The organism is Acidisoma sp. 7E03 (genome assembly GCF_054665075.1).
On record NZ_BAAFHE010000002.1, the window covers coordinates 114240 to 130940 of the forward strand.

General features: G+C 68.1%; 14 protein-coding genes. 5 read left to right on the forward strand and 9 right to left on the reverse strand.

Annotated features, from left to right (window positions below; translation table 11 throughout):
* Positions 1-12 precede the first annotated feature (12 nt).
* From ACYQ6W_RS03365 to ACYQ6W_RS03375, 3 genes are read left to right on the forward strand one after another with little or no spacing between them, the layout of a single operon-like run.
* Entirely contained in the window at positions 13-2094 is a 2082-nt protein-coding gene (locus tag ACYQ6W_RS03365; RefSeq protein ID WP_459673574.1) for a branched-chain amino acid ABC transporter ATP-binding protein/permease, read from the forward strand.
* On the forward strand, positions 2087-2809 hold the full coding sequence (locus tag ACYQ6W_RS03370) for an ABC transporter ATP-binding protein (protein ID WP_459673575.1): 723 nt from the start codon (positions 2087-2089) through the stop codon (positions 2807-2809). Before ACYQ6W_RS03365 ends, ACYQ6W_RS03370 begins: the two co-directional genes overlap by 8 nt.
* 52 nt (positions 2810-2861) lie before the next feature.
* Complete coding sequence (locus tag ACYQ6W_RS03375; protein ID WP_459673576.1) at positions 2862-3353, forward strand: YaiI/YqxD family protein; 492 nt, start codon at positions 2862-2864, stop codon at positions 3351-3353.
* 8 nt (positions 3354-3361) lie between these two features.
* Here the strand turns inward: ACYQ6W_RS03375 and ACYQ6W_RS03380 are convergent, their stop codons facing one another.
* From ACYQ6W_RS03380 to ACYQ6W_RS03390, 3 genes are read right to left on the reverse strand one after another with little or no spacing between them, the layout of a single operon-like run.
* Complete coding sequence (locus tag ACYQ6W_RS03380) at positions 3362-4609, reverse strand: NAD(P)/FAD-dependent oxidoreductase (RefSeq protein ID WP_459673577.1); 1248 nt, start codon at positions 4607-4609, stop codon at positions 3362-3364.
* A complete protein-coding gene (locus tag ACYQ6W_RS03385) occupies positions 4606-4920 on the reverse strand; it encodes a MocE family 2Fe-2S type ferredoxin (RefSeq protein WP_459673578.1) in 315 nt (104 codons plus the stop codon). Before ACYQ6W_RS03385 ends, ACYQ6W_RS03380 begins: the two co-directional genes overlap by 4 nt.
* Before the next feature lie 31 nt (positions 4921-4951).
* Positions 4952-6016: a fatty acid desaturase family protein gene (locus tag ACYQ6W_RS03390; RefSeq protein WP_459673580.1), complete on the reverse strand. Its 1065-nt coding sequence runs from the start codon at positions 6014-6016 to the stop codon at positions 4952-4954.
* A 137-nt stretch (positions 6017-6153) separates the two neighbouring features.
* Between ACYQ6W_RS03390 and ACYQ6W_RS03395 the strand changes: the two genes are divergently transcribed.
* Positions 6154-7167 carry a LacI family DNA-binding transcriptional regulator gene (locus ACYQ6W_RS03395; RefSeq protein WP_459673581.1) on the forward strand — a complete coding sequence of 338 codons (1014 nt, stop codon included), beginning with the start codon at positions 6154-6156 and terminating at the stop codon, positions 7165-7167.
* Between the two features lie 13 nt (positions 7168-7180).
* On the opposite strand, the gene ACYQ6W_RS03400 is transcribed toward ACYQ6W_RS03395, so the two are convergent.
* On the reverse strand, positions 7181-7576 hold the full coding sequence (locus ACYQ6W_RS03400; protein WP_459673582.1) for an acyl-CoA thioesterase: 396 nt from the start codon (positions 7574-7576) through the stop codon (positions 7181-7183).
* Between the two features lie 9 nt (positions 7577-7585).
* Positions 7586-7912 carry a thioredoxin gene (trxA, locus tag ACYQ6W_RS03405; RefSeq protein ID WP_459673583.1) on the reverse strand — a complete coding sequence of 109 codons (327 nt, stop codon included), beginning with the start codon at positions 7910-7912 and terminating at the stop codon, positions 7586-7588.
* A 153-nt stretch (positions 7913-8065) separates the two neighbouring features.
* Here trxA and ACYQ6W_RS03410 point away from each other — a divergent pair, with 153 nt between their 5' ends.
* Positions 8066-8941, forward strand: coding sequence for a glycosyltransferase family 9 protein (locus ACYQ6W_RS03410; RefSeq protein ID WP_459673584.1), 876 nt, complete (start codon positions 8066-8068; stop codon positions 8939-8941).
* On the opposite strand, the gene addA is transcribed toward ACYQ6W_RS03410, so the two are convergent.
* The 4 genes from addA to tsaE are packed head-to-tail and all read right to left on the reverse strand — an operon-like array spanning position 8911 to position 16647.
* Entirely contained in the window at positions 8911-12441 is a 3531-nt protein-coding gene (addA, locus tag ACYQ6W_RS03415) for a double-strand break repair helicase AddA (protein WP_459673585.1), read from the reverse strand. The two genes, ACYQ6W_RS03410 and addA, sit on opposite strands and share 31 nt — an antisense overlap.
* Positions 12438-15419, reverse strand: a complete 2982-nt coding sequence (gene addB / locus ACYQ6W_RS03420; protein WP_459673586.1) for a double-strand break repair protein AddB — start codon at positions 15417-15419, stop codon at positions 12438-12440. Before addB ends, addA begins: the two co-directional genes overlap by 4 nt.
* Entirely contained in the window at positions 15416-16177 is a 762-nt protein-coding gene (locus tag ACYQ6W_RS03425; protein WP_459673587.1) for a nucleotidyltransferase family protein, read from the reverse strand. Before ACYQ6W_RS03425 ends, addB begins: the two co-directional genes overlap by 4 nt.
* Positions 16174-16647: a tRNA (adenosine(37)-N6)-threonylcarbamoyltransferase complex ATPase subunit type 1 TsaE gene (gene tsaE, locus ACYQ6W_RS03430; RefSeq protein ID WP_459673588.1), complete on the reverse strand. Its 474-nt coding sequence runs from the start codon at positions 16645-16647 to the stop codon at positions 16174-16176. The genes ACYQ6W_RS03425 and tsaE overlap by 4 nt, the downstream gene beginning before the upstream one ends.
* Between the last annotated feature and the right edge of the window lie 54 nt (positions 16648-16701).

A 16701-nucleotide genomic window follows, 5' to 3' on the forward strand; every position in this document is an offset into this window, starting at 1 on the left:
GGAGCACGGATCATGGATACGACAACCGCGCCCCCCGATGCCAAGCCCGGCCACGAGAACACCAATGCTCTGCATATGGTCGAACCGCCGCCGAGCCGTTGGCAGTGGCTGACCGCGCCCTTCGACAAGGCGCAGAACCGAGCCATCGCCATCGGCGTCGTGGCGCTGCTCGCCGTCCTCCTTCCGGTGATCACCAGCGATCAGGCGAATATCGATGCCGCCGGCAATGCCGCGGCCTATGCCGCCCTGGCCCTCGGCCTCAACATCGTCGTCGGCTTCTGCGGCCTGCTCGACCTCGGCTATGCCGCCTTCTTCGCGATCGGCGCCTATGCCTACGGCATCCTCACCTCCTGGCAGATCACCCCCACCTGGAACGCCTTCTGGATTCCCTTTCAGGCGCTGGGGCTGGTTCAGAAGGTCGTCCAGAATGGCCAGGCGATCGTGCACTTCACCGTGTCCTTCTGGCTGATGCTGCCGCTTTCCGGCGTGATTGCTGCCTTCTTCGGTGTGCTCTTTGGTGCGCCGACCTTGCGTCTGCGCGGCGACTATCTTGCCATCGTCACACTCGGCTTCGGCGAGATCGTGCCGATCGTCGCCCGCAACTGGACGGGCCTGACGAACGGTGCCGCCGGGCTCAACGGCATCAGCGCGCCGACGCTGTTTGACTATCATTTCGGCGTGGACTCGCGGCCGTACTACTATGTCGGCATCGGCCTCGTCGCCTTTCTGATCTTCGCGAGCACGCGGCTGCGCGAAAGCCGCGTGGGGCGCGCTTGGATGGCGATCCGCGACGACGAGATTGCGGCGGGCGCCATGGGCATTCCGCTCACGCGGTTCAAGCTGCTGGCCTTCGGCATGGGTGCGGCCTTCGCCGGCATGGCGGGCACCTTTTACGTCGCGAAGCTGCAGACGGCGACGCCCGACATGTTCGGTTTTCCCGTCTCGGTCATGATCCTCGTCATGGTCGTGCTGGGCGGCCTGGGCAGCGTCTGGGGCGTGGTCGTCGGCGCCGTTCTGCTGCAGCTGCTGCAGTCCTGGTTCCTGGCGGACCTCACGCAGTGGGTGAACGCCTTCGGCGACTCGATCGGGTCCAACTACCTGGCCTCCCTCGACCTGACCCAGGCGAGCGAGCTGATCTTCGGCATCATCCTGGTGCTGATGATGCTCTACCGGCGCGAAGGCCTCATCCCCGCCAATCGCCGCCAGCGGGCGCTCAGCTTCGATCAGCAGCAATCCGCCGTGGCCGCTCATGCGCGGGCCAGCGACATCAAGCTGTCCCAGATCGGCGGCCAGGTGGCCCATGCACCGGGCGACGTGCCGATGCTCGAGATCCGCGACCTGACGGTGCGCTTCGGCGGTCTCGTGGCGCTCAACAAGGTCAACATCACGGTGCCACGGGGCAGCGTGGTGGCAGTGATCGGGCCCAACGGCTCGGGCAAGTCGACGCTCTTCAACGCGATCACCGGCCTGACCCGAGCGGGGGAAGGGAGCGTTCTCTTCAACGGGCAGGACATTCTGGGCCAGCCGCCGCATGAAATTCTGAAAGCCGGGATTGCCCGCACCTTCCAGAACATCCGTCTCTTCGGCACGCTGACCGTCGCCGAGAACATCATGATCGGTCAGCATTCGCGGCTGAAGGCGGGGATTTTCACCGCCATCGCCCGCTCGGGCAAGACCTTGCCCGAGGAGAAGGCGGCGCGGGAATGGCTGCTGGAGATTGCGAACATCTTCGGCAACCGGCTGGTGGCCCGGCTGACCCATACGGTGGCGGGGCTGTCCTACGCCAACCGCCGCCGCGTGGAAATTTCGCGCGCCTTGGCGTCCAAGCCGCAGATCCTGCTGCTGGACGAGCCGGCGGCCGGCATGAACACCTCGGAAAGCCTCGAACTTGCCGAGCAGATCCGGGGGCTCAATGCGCTTGGTCTGACCGTGCTCATCATCGAGCACAAGCTCGACGTCGTTACCCGCGTGGCCCACAAGGTCGTCGTCCTCGATCACGGCGAGAAGCTCACCGAAGGCTTGGCCGACGAGGTGCGCCGCGACGAACGGGTTCTGGAAGCCTATCTCGGCCGAGGAGCCGCCGCTCATGCTTGAGTTCCGCAACGTCAATACCTACTACGGTGACCTGCACGTTCTGAAGAGCGTCAACTACACGCTGGGACAGGGCGAAATCGTCTGCCTGCTCGGGGGCAATGCTAGCGGCAAGACGACGACGATGAAGACCATCATGGGCATCGTGCGCCCCGTCTCGGGCGAGGTGATTTTCGAAGGCGAGCGGATCGACAAGCTGCCGTCGGCGGAACGGGTGCGGCGTGGCATCGCGCCCGTGCCCGAAGCGCGGCGACTCTTCCCGCGCATGACGGTCTTCGAAAATCTTGAAATGGGCGCCTATACCCGCAAGGCGGGCCCGGAATTCGCCGAGGATCTGGAGCGTGTCTACAGCCTGTTCCCCCGCGTGAAGGAACGGCGGGACCAGATCGCCGGCACGCTGTCGGGCGGCGAGCAGCAGATGGTGGCGATCGGCCGAGCGCTGATGGCGCGGCCCAAGCTGATCTGCATGGACGAGCCGTCGATGGGGCTGTCCCCGCTCTATGTGGAACAGACCTTCGCGATCATCCAGGAGATCAACCGCCAGGGTGTCACCATCTTCGTGGTCGAGCAGAATGCGGCCATGGCGCTGTCCATCGCGCACCGCGCCTATGTTCTGGAAACCGGGCAGGTGGTGCTGAGCGGCGACGCCGCCGAGCTGCGCGAAAACGAGCAGATCCGCTCCGCCTATCTTGGTGAGATGCAGGTCGAAGCCGCCTGATCTTCCCAGTCACCGCTTGAGGATCGTCTGGCCCCTGGTCTAGTCAGGGGTCATGACGATCCTTTTCATCGATGGTGACGCCTGCCCGGTGCGGGAAGAAGCTTATCGTGTCGCCGAACGCCACGCGCTCCATGTCTTCGTCGTTGCCAATGGGTCGCGTCCTCTCAGGCCGACCGGCCGCCCCAATGTGGAGATGATCACCGTTGCCGAAGGTGCGGACGTTGCGGACGATTGGATCGCCGAGCGCATCGAGCCTGCCGACGTCTGCGTGACGTCCGATATTCCGCTCGCCTCCCGCTGCCTCGCACGCGGGGCACGCGCGATCTCACCCAAAGGCCGGGTCTGGACCGAAGACAACATCGGCAGTGCGCTAGCGGGCCGTGCGGTCGCCGAACATCTGCGCTCGGTCGGGGTCGATACCCGCGGCCCGGCGGCGCTGACGAAGGAGGATCGCTCCCGCTTCCTCGCCGCGCTCGATGCCGCCGTCACCGCTGCGCGCCGGCCATCTGCGCCGAAGTTCGTCATCCCGCCCGGCGGTTTCTGAGAGCTGTCTCAGGCAGCGGCCTTCTCCCGCAACAGAGCTTTGAGCTTGATCCCAGGGTCGGCGAGGGCCGCGGGATCGGGATGGGCGCGTGCCTGGATCAGCATTTCGGCGAGCCGGATCTCCCGTGCAATGGCACCGTTGGGCCCGAAGGCGCTGGCACCCACGAGACGACCCTCCCTGAGATGGAAGAAGAGTGGGGTGCCGCGCAGATCCCGCGTCACCGTCTGATCTCCCTCGTCCGGCAAGCCGGCAATCTGCAGGGTCTCGCCGTGCTGGTCCGACCAGAACCAGGGCACCGTCTCGAAGATGGCCGTCTCACCCAGGAGGCTGCCCGCGACATGACGTGCCTGGTCGCCGGCGTTGCGCCACGCTTCCAGCCGCAGGCGGCGGCCACTGAAGACGGGATGGGGGAAGGAGCAGCAATCGCCGGCGGCGAAGATCATGGGATCTGACGTCATCAGCCTCTCATCGACGCGGATGCCGTTCTCCACGGCGAGCCCCGCCGCTTCGGCGAGCGCGGTTTCTGGCACGGCGCCGATCCCCGCGATGACGGTATCCGCCTGTAGGCGCCGGCCATCCTGCAGGCACACCGTATGGCTTGCATCGTCTGCTTCGATGGCCGTGAGGCCGACGCCGGTCAGGATCGTCACACCCGCCGCTGCGTGGCGTGCGGAGACGAGGGCAGCGACTTCGGCCGGCACGGCGCGGCCAAGGATGCGCGGGGCCATTTCCAAGACGGTGACCTCGCAGCCTTTCTCGCGGCCGCTCGCCGCAAGTTCGAGGCCAATGAAGCCGCCGCCGATGATGACGATGCGGCGCCCAGGCTGCAGACGCGCCCTCAGCGCCAAGGCATCCGCGAAGCTGCGAAGATAAAAGGCCTGCTCTCCCCCGGGGATGCCGAGGCGGCGCGGCCGGGCCCCCGTGGCGAGAAGAAGCCGGTCGTAGCCCAGGTGGCTGTCATCCGAAAGCTGAACCCGCCGTGCCGTGCGATCGATCGCGACGGCACTGATGCCGCGGCGGTGGCCGATGGCCTTCTCCGCAAGCTCCTGCTCCGTCGTGATGGCCGCGGGGGCCGGGTCATCCGGGCAGCACATCGCCGCTTTGGAGAGCGGCGGCCGCTCATAGGGGAGATGGCTTTCCGCACCAACGAGGGTGATGGGGCCCATGTGGCCGCGCTCGCGCAGGGCCAGTGCTGCCCGGCCCCCCGTCTCGCCGGCGCCGATGATGACGATGTTGTGGGCGATCACCGCGGTCATCCGAGATCGACGAAGACGCGGCCGCCCTCGATCTTGACCGGATAGGTTTTGAGATTGACGCAGGCGGGCGCCCCCTTGGCCTGGCCGGTGATGACATCGAAGCGGCCGTTGTGCTTCGGGCACTCGACGATGCGTCCCATCACCAGGCCATCCGAGAGGTGCACGTGTTCATGAGTGCAAAAGCCATCGGTCGCGCAGAATTGGTCGTCCTCCAGCCGGTAGACGGCGAGGCTGATTGCGCCATGATCGACGCGAATAACATCCTCTTCCTCGATGTCGTCGGGCGCGCAGGCGTCGATCCAATTAGCCATGTTATGGTTTCCTCCGATTGCCGTTGTGCGGTCACTCTGCAGGCTGGGATGCGGCCGGCGGCAGTGCGCGAACGACGTAATAGTCTGGGTTACGTCGTTGACGAAGCAATGTCGGGATGATCTCTCGGTATGCGGCAAGGATGTTGGGATAGGCCGGTGGGCACTGGTCCTTGATCGCCGCATGCAGCGCGGGCAGGGCGTGGTACGGCACCATCGGGAACATGTGGTGCTCCACGTGATAGTTCATGTTCCAGTAGAGGAAACGGGAAATCGGATTCATGTAGATCGTGCGGCTGTTGAGCCGGTGGTCGAGCACGTCTTCCGACAGTCCCGCATGCTGCGTCACGCCGAAGACGATGGTGAGCCAGCCGCCATAGAGCGTGGGCAGACCGACGAGCATGGCCGGAAGCCAGCTGTGGAGAGCGATGGACAGGCCTGCGACCGCGAGCAGGATCGCGAGATAGATGCGCGCAACGACGAAGACCTTCCAGCGCTCCATCTCGGGGATGAAGGTGGCTTCTTCATCCGTCAGCCGGCCCATGGCGTGCAGCGCGAGCTTGCGCATTGCTGCGGCGGTCGACTTGAGTGCGAAGAGGTTGAGCAGCATGCCGAGAATGTCGGGTGGCCGCTTGACGGAAATTTCCGGGTCGCGCCCGACGATGATGGTGTCCGTATGATGGCGTGTATGGCTCCAGCGCCAGACCGTGGGTTCGCGCATGATCATGAAACAGGCGAGCTGGTAGACTGCCTCGTTCATCCAGCGCGTCTTGAAGGCGGTTCCGTGGCCGCACTCGTGCCAGCGCGAGTCTGTTGCCGAGCCGTAGAGCACGCCATAGACGAAGAAGAACGGCACCGCGGCCCAACTACCCCAGAAATGGACGCCCCCTACGCCCGAGAGGATCAGCGCGCCGAGCCAGATTACGGTGTCGCGGATCGCCGGCCCATCCTTGCGGCGCATCAATTCCTTGAGTTGCTTGCGGGGAAGAGTGCAGGCGTACCAGTCGGCGGAGGCGAGTCCCCGATCCACGGCCTGCCGCGCTCCCTCGCCGACGAGGCTGTAGTCCCGCTTGCGTGCCTCAGCGATCGTCGTACTCATGCCATTCCCCCGTTTGATTCAGGCGGCCCGTTATCCTTGGGCTTTCCGCTGCTATAGCCCAGGCCGAGGCGCCTCCCCGTCGCTCGTTTGGGGGATTTCCCTCATTTGGTTACAGTGGCAGAAAAGCGGGAGGGGCCGTGGAGAGCGGGAAGAAGCGCCCGGGGCTGGCGGAGGTGGCGCGACGCGCGGGCGTCGGCCTCGCGACCGTCGACCGCGTACTCAATGAGCGCGGCAGTGTTTCTCCAGCGACGGAGCGCCGGGTCATCGAGGCCGCGCAGGCGGTGGGCCTCCGACGGATCCTGCCACGGCCTCACATGCGGCAGCTGCGCATCGAGGTCATCCTCGCGCGCGCCATCACGCCGTTCATGGAGCGGCTGACCCGCGCGATGGGCCAGGTGGCGGAGACCCTGGATCGGTCGATCACGATCCAGCGGACCAGCCTCGACATGCGGGATCCGGCTTCCGTCGCGCCGCGCATCCTGGGCAGCCGGGCGGACGGGATCATCATCTACTGCGAGGAACACCCGGCCAACGTCGCCGCCATCGCTGCCTCCGAAGCCGCGGGCAGGCCTGTCATCTGCGTGGTGACCGATGTCCCCGATGCGCCACGGACTGCCTATGTCGGTATCGATCATGCGAAGGCCGGCCGCACGGCGGGGTTCCTGGCTGCGCTGATGCTGCGGCGACCGGGGCGCGCCATCGTCATCTCGACCAGCGGCGGCTTCCGGGCGCACCGCCAGAGGATCGATGGCTTCCGCGAGGCGTTGGCGGTCCATCATCCGGCAGTGACTGTCGTCTCCGGCCTGATAACCGGAGATGATCAGGAACGCGCCTATCATCAGGTGGCGCAATGGCTGCGCAAGGGGCCCGAGGTAGTGGCCGTCTACAACACCGGGGGCGGCAATCGCGGGGCCGCCATGGCGATTCGGGATGTCGGCCGTCGGGGAGAAACGCTGTTCCTCGGCCACGAACTGACCGACGAAACCCAGCGGCTGCTGCGCGACGGGGATATGACGGTGACGATCGATCAGGCGCCTGAGCTACAGGCGCGGCGGTCAATCGATCTGATGGTGGCGACGCTCGGCGCGAACGCCGGGCCGCCGGTGGATCCTGAAATCGCCTTCACCCTGCACACCGCAGAGAACTGCTGACGGGCCGGGAGCCTTAGGCGGGAGGACCTTGCTCGATGGGGCGGGGCTTCCGGTCTTCGTCGATGGCAACGAAGGTGAAGACCGCGGTGGTGACGCGCACTGTCTCGGTCTGAAAACGCGTCCGCCGTTCGGCTTCGACGGTGATCTTCATCGAGGTGCGGCCCATGGAGAGGAGGTCTGCGTAAACACTGACCTCGTCACCCACATGCACGGGCGCCAGGAAGGCCATCGCATCGACGGCCACGGTAACGCAGCGTCCTTTAGCGATGCGGTGGGCGAGGTTGCCCGCCGCAAGGTCCATCTGCGACAGCAGCCAGCCGCCGAAGATGTCCCCTGACGGATTGGTGTCCGCCGGCATGGCGATGACGCGGATCAAAGGCTCACGAATCGCCACGGCCGGGGACCCCATCGTCAGACCTTAGAGGCTGCGTTCGATCCAGGCCTTGAGCACGCTCTTGGGAGCGGCGCCAACCTGAGTTGCCGCCGGCTTGCCGTCCTTGAAGAGGATCAGGGTCGGTATGCCGCGCACCGCGTAGTCGCTCGGGGTCTGCGGATTTTCGTCGATGTTCACCTTCGCAATAGTGAGCTTGCCCGCATATTCGGCCGAGATTTCTTCGAGTGCCGGCGAGATGGCGCGGCAGGGGCCGCACCATTCCGCCCAGAAGTCGACGACCACGGGCCCGGGCGCATTGAGCACGTCGGTCTGGAAGCTTGCGTCTGTTACCGCCTTGGTATTGCCAGCCATTGGAACCTCGTCATGAAACCCTGCCTCGCCTCGCGGCGAAGGGATGGTGGAGTTGAACGCAAGGTGGGACATTCGTCGCCACCAAGCAAGCTTGACCGAACGAGGATCAGTCGTGTCGCGTGGTCAGCCAGTCGCCAAATGCAGGAATGATCGATGCAAGATCCGCGCCTGACGACGATTCTCAACGGTTTCGGCATTAGCTTGGGTGACAGCATCATCGGGATGCAAGCCTTGGCCGCGGCCCGCGCGGTGGGCGCCATCGAAGGGCGAGTCGTCCTTGGCCGCGTGGAGCCCGCGGCCAAGCCTCTCGTGCCCCAGGTGTATCGCCTGGCGGGAGACCTGGCTGAGGTGCTGCCGATGGGCCTTGCGCCACGAAGCGGCCGGGTGATCGACATTCGCGACTTCGCCTTCGATCCAGAGTTCTCCCGGGTCTCTATGATCGATTTTTTCCTCATGCGGCTGGGCATCGCGCCGGAGAGGATTCCCCCTGCGCTCAAGCGCAACCTCTGGCTTGCGCCGCGACTGCCGGCTCTGCCGCCACTGGATCTACCGCAGGACTACCTGCTGTTCTGTCCAGGTGCCTCCATCCCGTTGCGCGACATGCCAGCACCCGTACGGCAAAGGATCGCGCAGCGTCTGGTGGACCATGGGCCTGTCTTAGCCCAGGGTGACCCCCTGCCGGGTACGATCCAGGCCCCGCAGTTCGCCACCATCGAATCGCTCGCTGCCCTGGTTGCGGGGGCGCGGGCCGTCATTTCTACCGACACGGCGATGGTGCATCTGGCCGATGCCTTCGACCGCCCATGCCTCGCCTTCTTCACGACGCATCGGCCGGAGTGGCGGGTTCGGGACTATCCGGGCTGCACCGCGGTTCACCTGCCGGCACCCAATTTGCCGGAAAGCCTGGAATTTCCCCGTGGCCCTGCCGATCTCGCCGCCGCGCGGTTGGCCTGGTTCCCCACAGGCCAGGATTTCGACTGGCTCGACCGCAGGCTGGATCAGTTCCTGGCGACGCTTCCCGGCGCGTGAGCCTGCAGCAAGTGGTCGGGTAGCGGCATGATCGTTCCAGTCTCCGTCCAGACCAGGGCGCAGTGCACCCGGTGCTGCGGGAAGATCGCGCCGAGCAGGGCGCGATAGGCCGCCATCTGACGCAGGTAGAGCATCGGCGCGTCATCGGCCGAAGGCGGTGCGTGACGGCCAGTCTTGAAATCGACCGCGAAGACGTCCTCGGAGGTGACGGCGAGTCGGTCGACGACGCCGGTGATGACGAGGCCGTTCACCTCCCCGGTCAACGGCACTTCGGCCTGACTGCCGGGAGCGAAGGCGGCCGCGAGGGTAGGATGCGCGAGGACCGCCTCGCATTGTGCCAGCACTTCCGCCGCCTCCTCGGCGGAGAGCCGCGCCGCCCCCTGCTGCAAAAAGGCGAGGCTGCGTGCGGTGCGGCTCTCCGGCGGCAGGTCGGGCAGATACTGCAGCAGCCTATGGATCAAGGTTCCCCGGGCCAGCGCGCCGATGGGCGCAGCGCCGCGGGTGAGGGGCGAATCGGCGGCCGGCACGGGACCCAGGGCGACATCTTCCGGCCGGCTTGGCGCGAGCGGCCGCGCGCGCGCGGGTTCCGGCGGTGGCGCGGCAGGCGCCCCTCCTGGCCCGGCGGTAAGCCAGGCGGGCGAGGGGAGGGCGGTGAGCGTGGCGAGTCGCGGCCTGGCCGGCGGTGGCCGCCGCTGCGGAGCGGCGAGGACGCGGCGCGCCGGCGGCCACAGTGCCGGATCTTCCTCCGTGGGTGCACCCAGTCGATCGAACCCGCGACCGATCAGATCATGCCAGGTGGGCAGGCTGCCGGTGCCACTTTCCCAACCGCAGACCACGAGCCGGTCTTCGGCCCGGGTCATGGCGACGTAGAGCAGGCGATGATGTTCCTCGGTCGCGCGGGCCTGGCCCGCGGCCTGCACCGCCCGGCTCGCCTCGCAATGGCCCTCCTTGCGCGGGCAGAGGACCGGCAGTTCCATGCCGCTGACGGGATCCGCCATCCAGATCAACCCGCTCCGGTCGGGCGTCGGCCGGCTGCCGGCATCAGCCATGATGACGATGGGCGCTTGCAGCCCCTTGGAGGCATGGACGGTCATGATGCGCACGGCATCGCCGGCGGTGCCCGGTTCACGCTTTGCCTCCGCCGTCGATTGCCGCAGCCAGTGCAGGAAGCCTTGCAGCGAGGGAGGGTGGCCGGCCGTGTAGGTGAGTGCTGCCTGAAGCAATTCGTCCACTGGCTCCGCGGCTTCGGGACCCAGCCTGCGAAAGAGGCGCGCGCGGCCCCCGAGCGCGCCAAGGGCGAGGGAGAGCAGGGCATGCGGCGAGGCGTAGTCGACGCGGCCCTGCAGCGTCTCGAAGAAAGACCAGGCCCGAGCCCATTCCGGCCGCTCGGCTGCGCGTGCGCGCAGGGCATCGGCGAGGTGCGCGTGGCTGCGCCCGGCGGCAAGATCCATCAGGCTGTTGTCTGAGAGATCACCCAGGGGACTGGTCAGCCAGCAGGCGAAGGACAGATCGTCCTCGGGCAGCAGCAGGCTGTCGGCGAGGGCCATCAGATCCTGCACGGCGGCTTGGGCTGCGAGTTCCAGCCGGTCGAGACCCGCGACCGGGACGCCTGCGGCTTTCAGCTCGCGCACCAGGATGGGCGCGAAGGGGGCGCGTCGCTGCAGCAGGACCAGCACGTCGCCTGGGGAGACGGGGCGCCCCTGGCTTTCCAGCAGGGTCGTGCCGTCGGTGAGCTTGGCGATCCACCCCGCGAGTTGCCGGGCGAGCCGGCCCGATGCAGAGGTCTGGCCGAGATTGGTTTCGGGAATCGTCCAAGCCTCGGGGGAGGGTACGTCCTCCTTCGGCGTGAGTGGCCAGAGCTCCACCTGCCCGCCATCTTCTGGGCGGGCGGACAGATGGGCGAGTGGAAGTCCACCCGTTTCGACCACGCCGCGCGCGGCCTCGGGGTCGGCAAACACCGCATCCACCAGTTGCAGGACGGGTGCGACGGAGCGGAAGGAGACGTCGAGCGCGCCATCGTGCCAGCCGCGCCCCGCGCCGCGCACCCGGCTGCGGAGCCGCGCACGCCACTCGTCGAAGGAGCGGAGGTCGGCCCCCTGGAAGCCATAGATCGATTGTTTCCGGTCGCCCACGGCGAAGACGGTGCGGCCGATGCCGCCCTCCTCATTCCGGGTGCCGAGGCCGGAGAAGAATTCCTCCGTCAGGCTGCCGGCGATGGTCCATTGCACCGGCGCGGTGTCCTGCACCTCGTCCAGCAGCAGATGGTCGAGCCCATGATCGAGCTTGAAGAGCACCCAGGCGGCACCCGGATCGCGCAGGAGGTCGTTCGACCGCAGGATGAGATCGCCGTAATCCATTAAGCCTTCGACCTGACGCCGACGCGCCTGCTGGCGGAGGATCGGCAGGCAGAGATGCAAGAAGGCGGCTGAGAGGCGGGCGAGGCGGTCTGCGGCGAAAGCCTCCTGCAGGGCCTCAAGACGCTGCTGCTCGCGTTCGATCGCCGGCCACAGCTCCGGCCGTTGTCCGTCGAGCTTCTTACCCACGAGCGTGACGCGGGCCAGCGGCTCGCCCGTCTTGCCGAAGAAGCTCGACGCCCAATTGGCCCAGGCGGCCCGGCGCCCGGCGGCGTCGAGGGCGAGCCAATCGAGCAGAAGCAGCGCCCGTTCGGCGGCCTTGGCAGGACCCTCCGTTGCAACGGTGCCGAGGCTGGCCCGCAAGCTTGCCCAATCGCCACCGGAGACAGCGTCCTCCCAGATGGCCGCTTCGTCACGATGGGCGCCGAGGGTGCGGCGGAGCATGGTGGTGAGACTGGCCCCATCCTGGATCAGCAGCCCCTCCGTCCGGTCCCGTGCGGCATCGACCTGGCGCAGCAACTGGTCGAGATCGTCGGCCGAGATTTGGCTCGCCAGCAGATCGACGGCTTCGGCAAGGGTTGGGTCGCCCTCATGCAGGCGTGCGAGCAGGCTCTCCTGTTCCTCGCGCAGGCCAAGCAGTGCGTCGCGCTCCTCGATCAGGCGGAAATGAGGAGAGATGCCGGCTTCCAGCGGAAAGCGCCGCAGCAGGGATTGGCAGAAGGCATGGATGGTCTCGATGCGCATGCCGCCCGGCAGATCGAGCACGATCGCGAAGAGCGAACGGGCGCGCTGCCTGTGGGCGGCGGTGGGCAGTACGGCGAGGTCTTCCAAGGCGCGGTCGAGGGCTGCGTCGGGCAGGCTGACCCAGTGACCGAGCCGGTCCTGCAGGCGGAGCGCCATCTCCGCGGCGGCGTTGCGGGTGAAGGTGAGGCAGAGGATGCGCCCAGGGTCGACGCCGCCAAGCATCAGCCGCAAAAGCCGGTCGGTCAGCAGCTTGGTCTTGCCCGAGCCCGCGGAGGCCGCAACGAAGGTGGAGACCCGCGGGTCGGAGGCCGCCATCTGGCTCTGGCTCGCGCGCACCCGGGCATCGGCTGCCGAGGGCGTCGGCGGCAGGGGCAGACCCTCCTGCGGTGCGGCAATCGTCATGCGCCGTCTCCGCCACCGTCACCGGTTGCGCCCGCCCACTCCGCCATGCGGGCAAGGCGGCCATAGGCACTATCGCGCGCGGCGCGGCCGGGGTGTGGACGGGCAAGATAGGGTCGCGCCGGCTGGTCGAAATCGGCGATGAGCCGGCGCAGGCTCGCTTCCGCCTGGGTGACAAGTTCGGCGATCTCTGCCGCGCTTTCGATCGGCGTGATGACTTCGCCGGGGTCGGCGCCGCCGCGCAGGCGCCAATAGGCCATCTCGACCGTCGGACCCATGTAATCCGGACCGAAGCCGCCGGCCGCGGCCATGGCGGCGGTCAGAGGAAGCTGGGGCGCGTGGCCGTCCTTGACCCGGCTCTTCTGCGGCACGGTTCCCGTCTTGTAGTCGATGAGGCCGAGGCTGCCGTCGGCGCGCCGCTCGATCCGGTCGGCGCGGCCGGTCAGGCGGAAGACGCCGCCAGGTGCCGCAAGCGGCCAGTCCCCCGCGACTTCCGTGCCGATGGCTCGCAGTTGGAGGGCGGCCCGGCGCTCGCTCTCGACGGCCGCGATCCAAGCGGCGATGCGCAGCAGGCGCGGCCTCCACCAATTGGCAAGCGCCGGGCGCAGCCGGGCGGCCCCAAGCGCCTGCTCCATGGCGATGCGCAGGCGCTGTGGCGAGTCGGGCCGCCATTCGGCGCCGGCCTCCTCGAGGAAACGCTGCACCCCGGCATGAACGAGGCGCCCGTAATCCGCCGCATCCGTCGCCTGGTCGAGCGGATCGAGCTCCCGCAGGCGCAGAACGTGACGGGCGTAGATGGCATAGGGATCGGCCAGCCAGGTTTCGATTTCGGTGATCGACAAGCGGCGCGGGCGAAGATGCAAGGCTGGCCGCGGAGCGGGCGGCCGCGCGGGCACCGGCGGTCCGGCCGGCTGATCGATGCCCGCGGCCCAGGCGGCGGCCGGGTGCAGCGGCAGGCTGAGGCCTTGTCCTGCGAGCATGGCCTCCAATCGAGTGAGCCAGCGCGCCGGCACCGCAGGCGCGCCACCCAGGCGGCGTGGCGCGCTGAGAATGACCGTCGGAGCACCGCAGGCGCCAGCCATGAAATCATGCGCCGCCTGCCCGATTTCTTCCTCAGGCGATGGGAGACCGGCTTCCGCGCGCATCCGGCGGCTTAGCCAAGGGCCGGGATCGGGCAATGGTGGCCAGGACCCTTCCACCAGACCCCCGAGGATGACGACGTCCGCGCTTAAGAGGCGGGCTTCCACGAGACCCCAGATGAAGATTCGCGGATGCAGGGTGGTGCCCTCGGCGCCGCCGCGAATGGCCCGCCGACTGCGCACCACCTTTCCTTCCAGCACGGCATCGAGCAGCCCGGGCAGCACGCGCGGCGGCGTGTCTGGCAAGAGGGCGAGGGCGGGCCGCAATTCCGCGAGGGCGGCGGCCAGGGCTTCCCCTTCTTCGCCCGACCAGAGGCGTTCGGTGCCGCTGCTATCCGCCGTCGTGGCAATTGCTTCGGCGGATTCCACCAGCGCATCCATCAAGACGGTCGGCGCTTGCGCAAACGTGCCTTCGGCGACCCGCAAGAGCGGCAGGAGTGCGGTTTCCACACGGTCGAGCAGATCCGCAACGGCGGCCGGGACCTCGCCACGGGCGGCGGCCACGGCCTGGCGCAGACCGGTGAGGCCGGCCGGCGGCCGCGGCCCCCGCAGGCAATGCCGCTCCAGCGCGCGCGCAGCGGCGCGGGCCGCTCCGGGAGAGAGGCCGGCTGCCATGAAGGGGTGCTTGAGCAGCGACAGGAGTGGCACCGGCGCCAACCGTTCGGCGACCGCCTGCGCCAGCAGGCGCAGCAGGGCGGCATGGGGTGTTTCGATCAGCGGTTCGCCGGCGCTGTCATCAGCGATCACGCCGAAGCGGCGCAATTCGGCGGCGACGCGGGCGGCGAGCACACGGTCTGGCGTGATCAGGGTGGCGCGCGCGCCCGGCGTCTCCAGCGTGTCACGCAGGATGGTCGCGATGGCGAGGGCTTCCTGCTGCTGGTCTGCCGCCGCCAGGCGGTAAAGGCCGCCGAGATCGAGTGGGGTCGGCTCGCGCCAATGGTCGAGGGCGACAGCCGGCAGCAGCGCGCGCGCCAGCAAGTCTTCACGGCCGGAGGGAGGCTTCCTCTCGTCCCAAAGCCGCACCTCGTCGCGGCGGGCGCCGATAGCGCCGAGCAGGCGCTGCATGCCGGTCTGCGGATGGCTCGGGGTGAGCGCGCGCCATGCGGCGTCCGGCATCTGCCGATCCAGCCCCTGGAAGATGACGGCGCCCTGAGGCAGGTGCGCGACGACCCGGGCGAGATGGCCGAGGGCGGGGCGGAAGGCCGTTACTCCAGCGATCCAGACTGGATGAGCGGGCGGCGCCGCCTCCCAGCTTTCGGCCTGAGCATGCAGCAGCCGCACTTGGCGGCTGGCAGCATCCATCATGCCGCGTTCGGCGAGGATGCGAGGCCATTGCTCGGTTGCGATGGCCAGAAAGGTGAGCGTTTTCTGCCAATGGGCTGCGAGTTCTTCGGGCACGCTGGCCGCGAGCGCTTGGGCGAGCGGGATTTCCGCGCGGGCCGCCTCGTCCATCAGCGCGGCGAGCTCGCGTGCAAGGCGCCAGGTTGCATCCAGGCTAGGCTGCAGTGTCCCGCTTGCCTGCTCGAGAGCGATGATCAGCCGGCAGAGGGTTGCCAACCGCTCGCCCTCCGGCATGGCCGGCGGCAGGGCGAGCGCCGTCGCGCTTTGCAGCAGCGATGTCTCCTCCGCCGCGGCGATGGCGGAGATGCGGGGAAGAATGAGCGGCTTTCCATCCGTCGCGCGCAGGAAGGCTTCCGCCAGGCTGCGCGCGGCGCGGCGCGTCGGCAGCAGGATTAGGCCGCCGCCCAGCGGGTTGTCGCCGTGTTGCGCAAGCCAGCGTGTGGCCAGCGCGTCAAGAAAGGGCGTGCCGGCCGGAATCGTCCACAGAGCGGGCGCCGTCACCGTTTCTCGCCCGCGAACCGCTCCCTCAAATCGGCTTCGGCGCGGCCGAGATCGGCAGGGGTAGAGAGATGAAACCAGAGCCCGTCATGGACGATAGCGCGCAGCCGGCCGGCGGCGATGGAGGCATCCCACAGCCGGTTCATGCTGAATGCGCCATGCGGGGCCGCCGCGAAGAAAGCGGGGGCGAGGAGCTGCACACCGGCAAAGAGATAGGGGACCTGCTCGTGCTGCTCCGGCCGGCGCGGCACGCCCCAAGGATCGAGCGCGAAATCTCCCGCGCCTGCCTCGCCCATGACCTGCGCCACGCGATGCAGCAGCAGCACGGCGTCGGCAGGCGCCAGAGCCTGCGCATCAGCCAGCCGTTGCAGCGTCAGCAGCGGCCCGTCGAGCCAGAGGGCATCGCCATTGACGACGAAGAAGGGCGCGTCGCCGAGCAAGCCCTCGGCCAGGGCTGCGGCCACGGCGCCGCCGGTGTCGAGCAAGGTTTCCTCGTGGCGGATGACGATCTCCGGCCCGTCGGCGCGAGCCTCGAGATGGGCGGCCACCTTGCTCGCCTGCCAATGGGTGTTGACGACCACGCGGGTAACGCCGGCTTCGGCCAGCCTGTCCAGCGCGCGATCGAGCAGGGTACGCCCGCGCACCGGTAGCAGCGGTTTCGCCGTTTCGCCGGTGAGCGGCCGCATACGCGTGCCGAGACCGGCCGCGAGGATCATGGCGGTGCGGGGCGAGGCCGCGGGAAAGAGGCTTGGCTGGCTCATGCCGGCTCCATAAGCTGCGCCCGTCGATCAGGCCAGCCCGAGAGGACTGCGGTGCGGCCTTCATCGGGTTCCGGATGCAGGGTGATCGCAAGCGCGCCTGCCGGTGCCTGGGCGCCCAAGCGGTCCGGCCATTCGATCAGGGTGATGTCGGCGAAGGCTTCCTCAAGCCCAAGTTCGCGGAGATCCGGACCTGGTTCGACGCGCCAAAGATCATAATGATGCACGACCCCGCGCGGGGTCTCGTAGCTCTGGACGAGGGTGAAGCTCGGGCTCGGCACGTCGAGCGTCGGATCCTCAGCGAGGCTGCGGAGGATGGCGCGCGCGAGCGCGCTTTTGCCGGCGCCGAGGGGCCCAGCGAGCAGCACGCAGTCGCCGCGTTGCAGCAGGGCGGCAATACGGCGGCCAAGTGCTTCCGTCGCCGCGAGAGACGGCAGGGACAGGTACGGGCCGTCCGGCTCGGTGTGGTTCATGGCCGGGACCATGCCCCAAGGCTGGACGGACCGGAAGGCCGGAGCCTATCTACC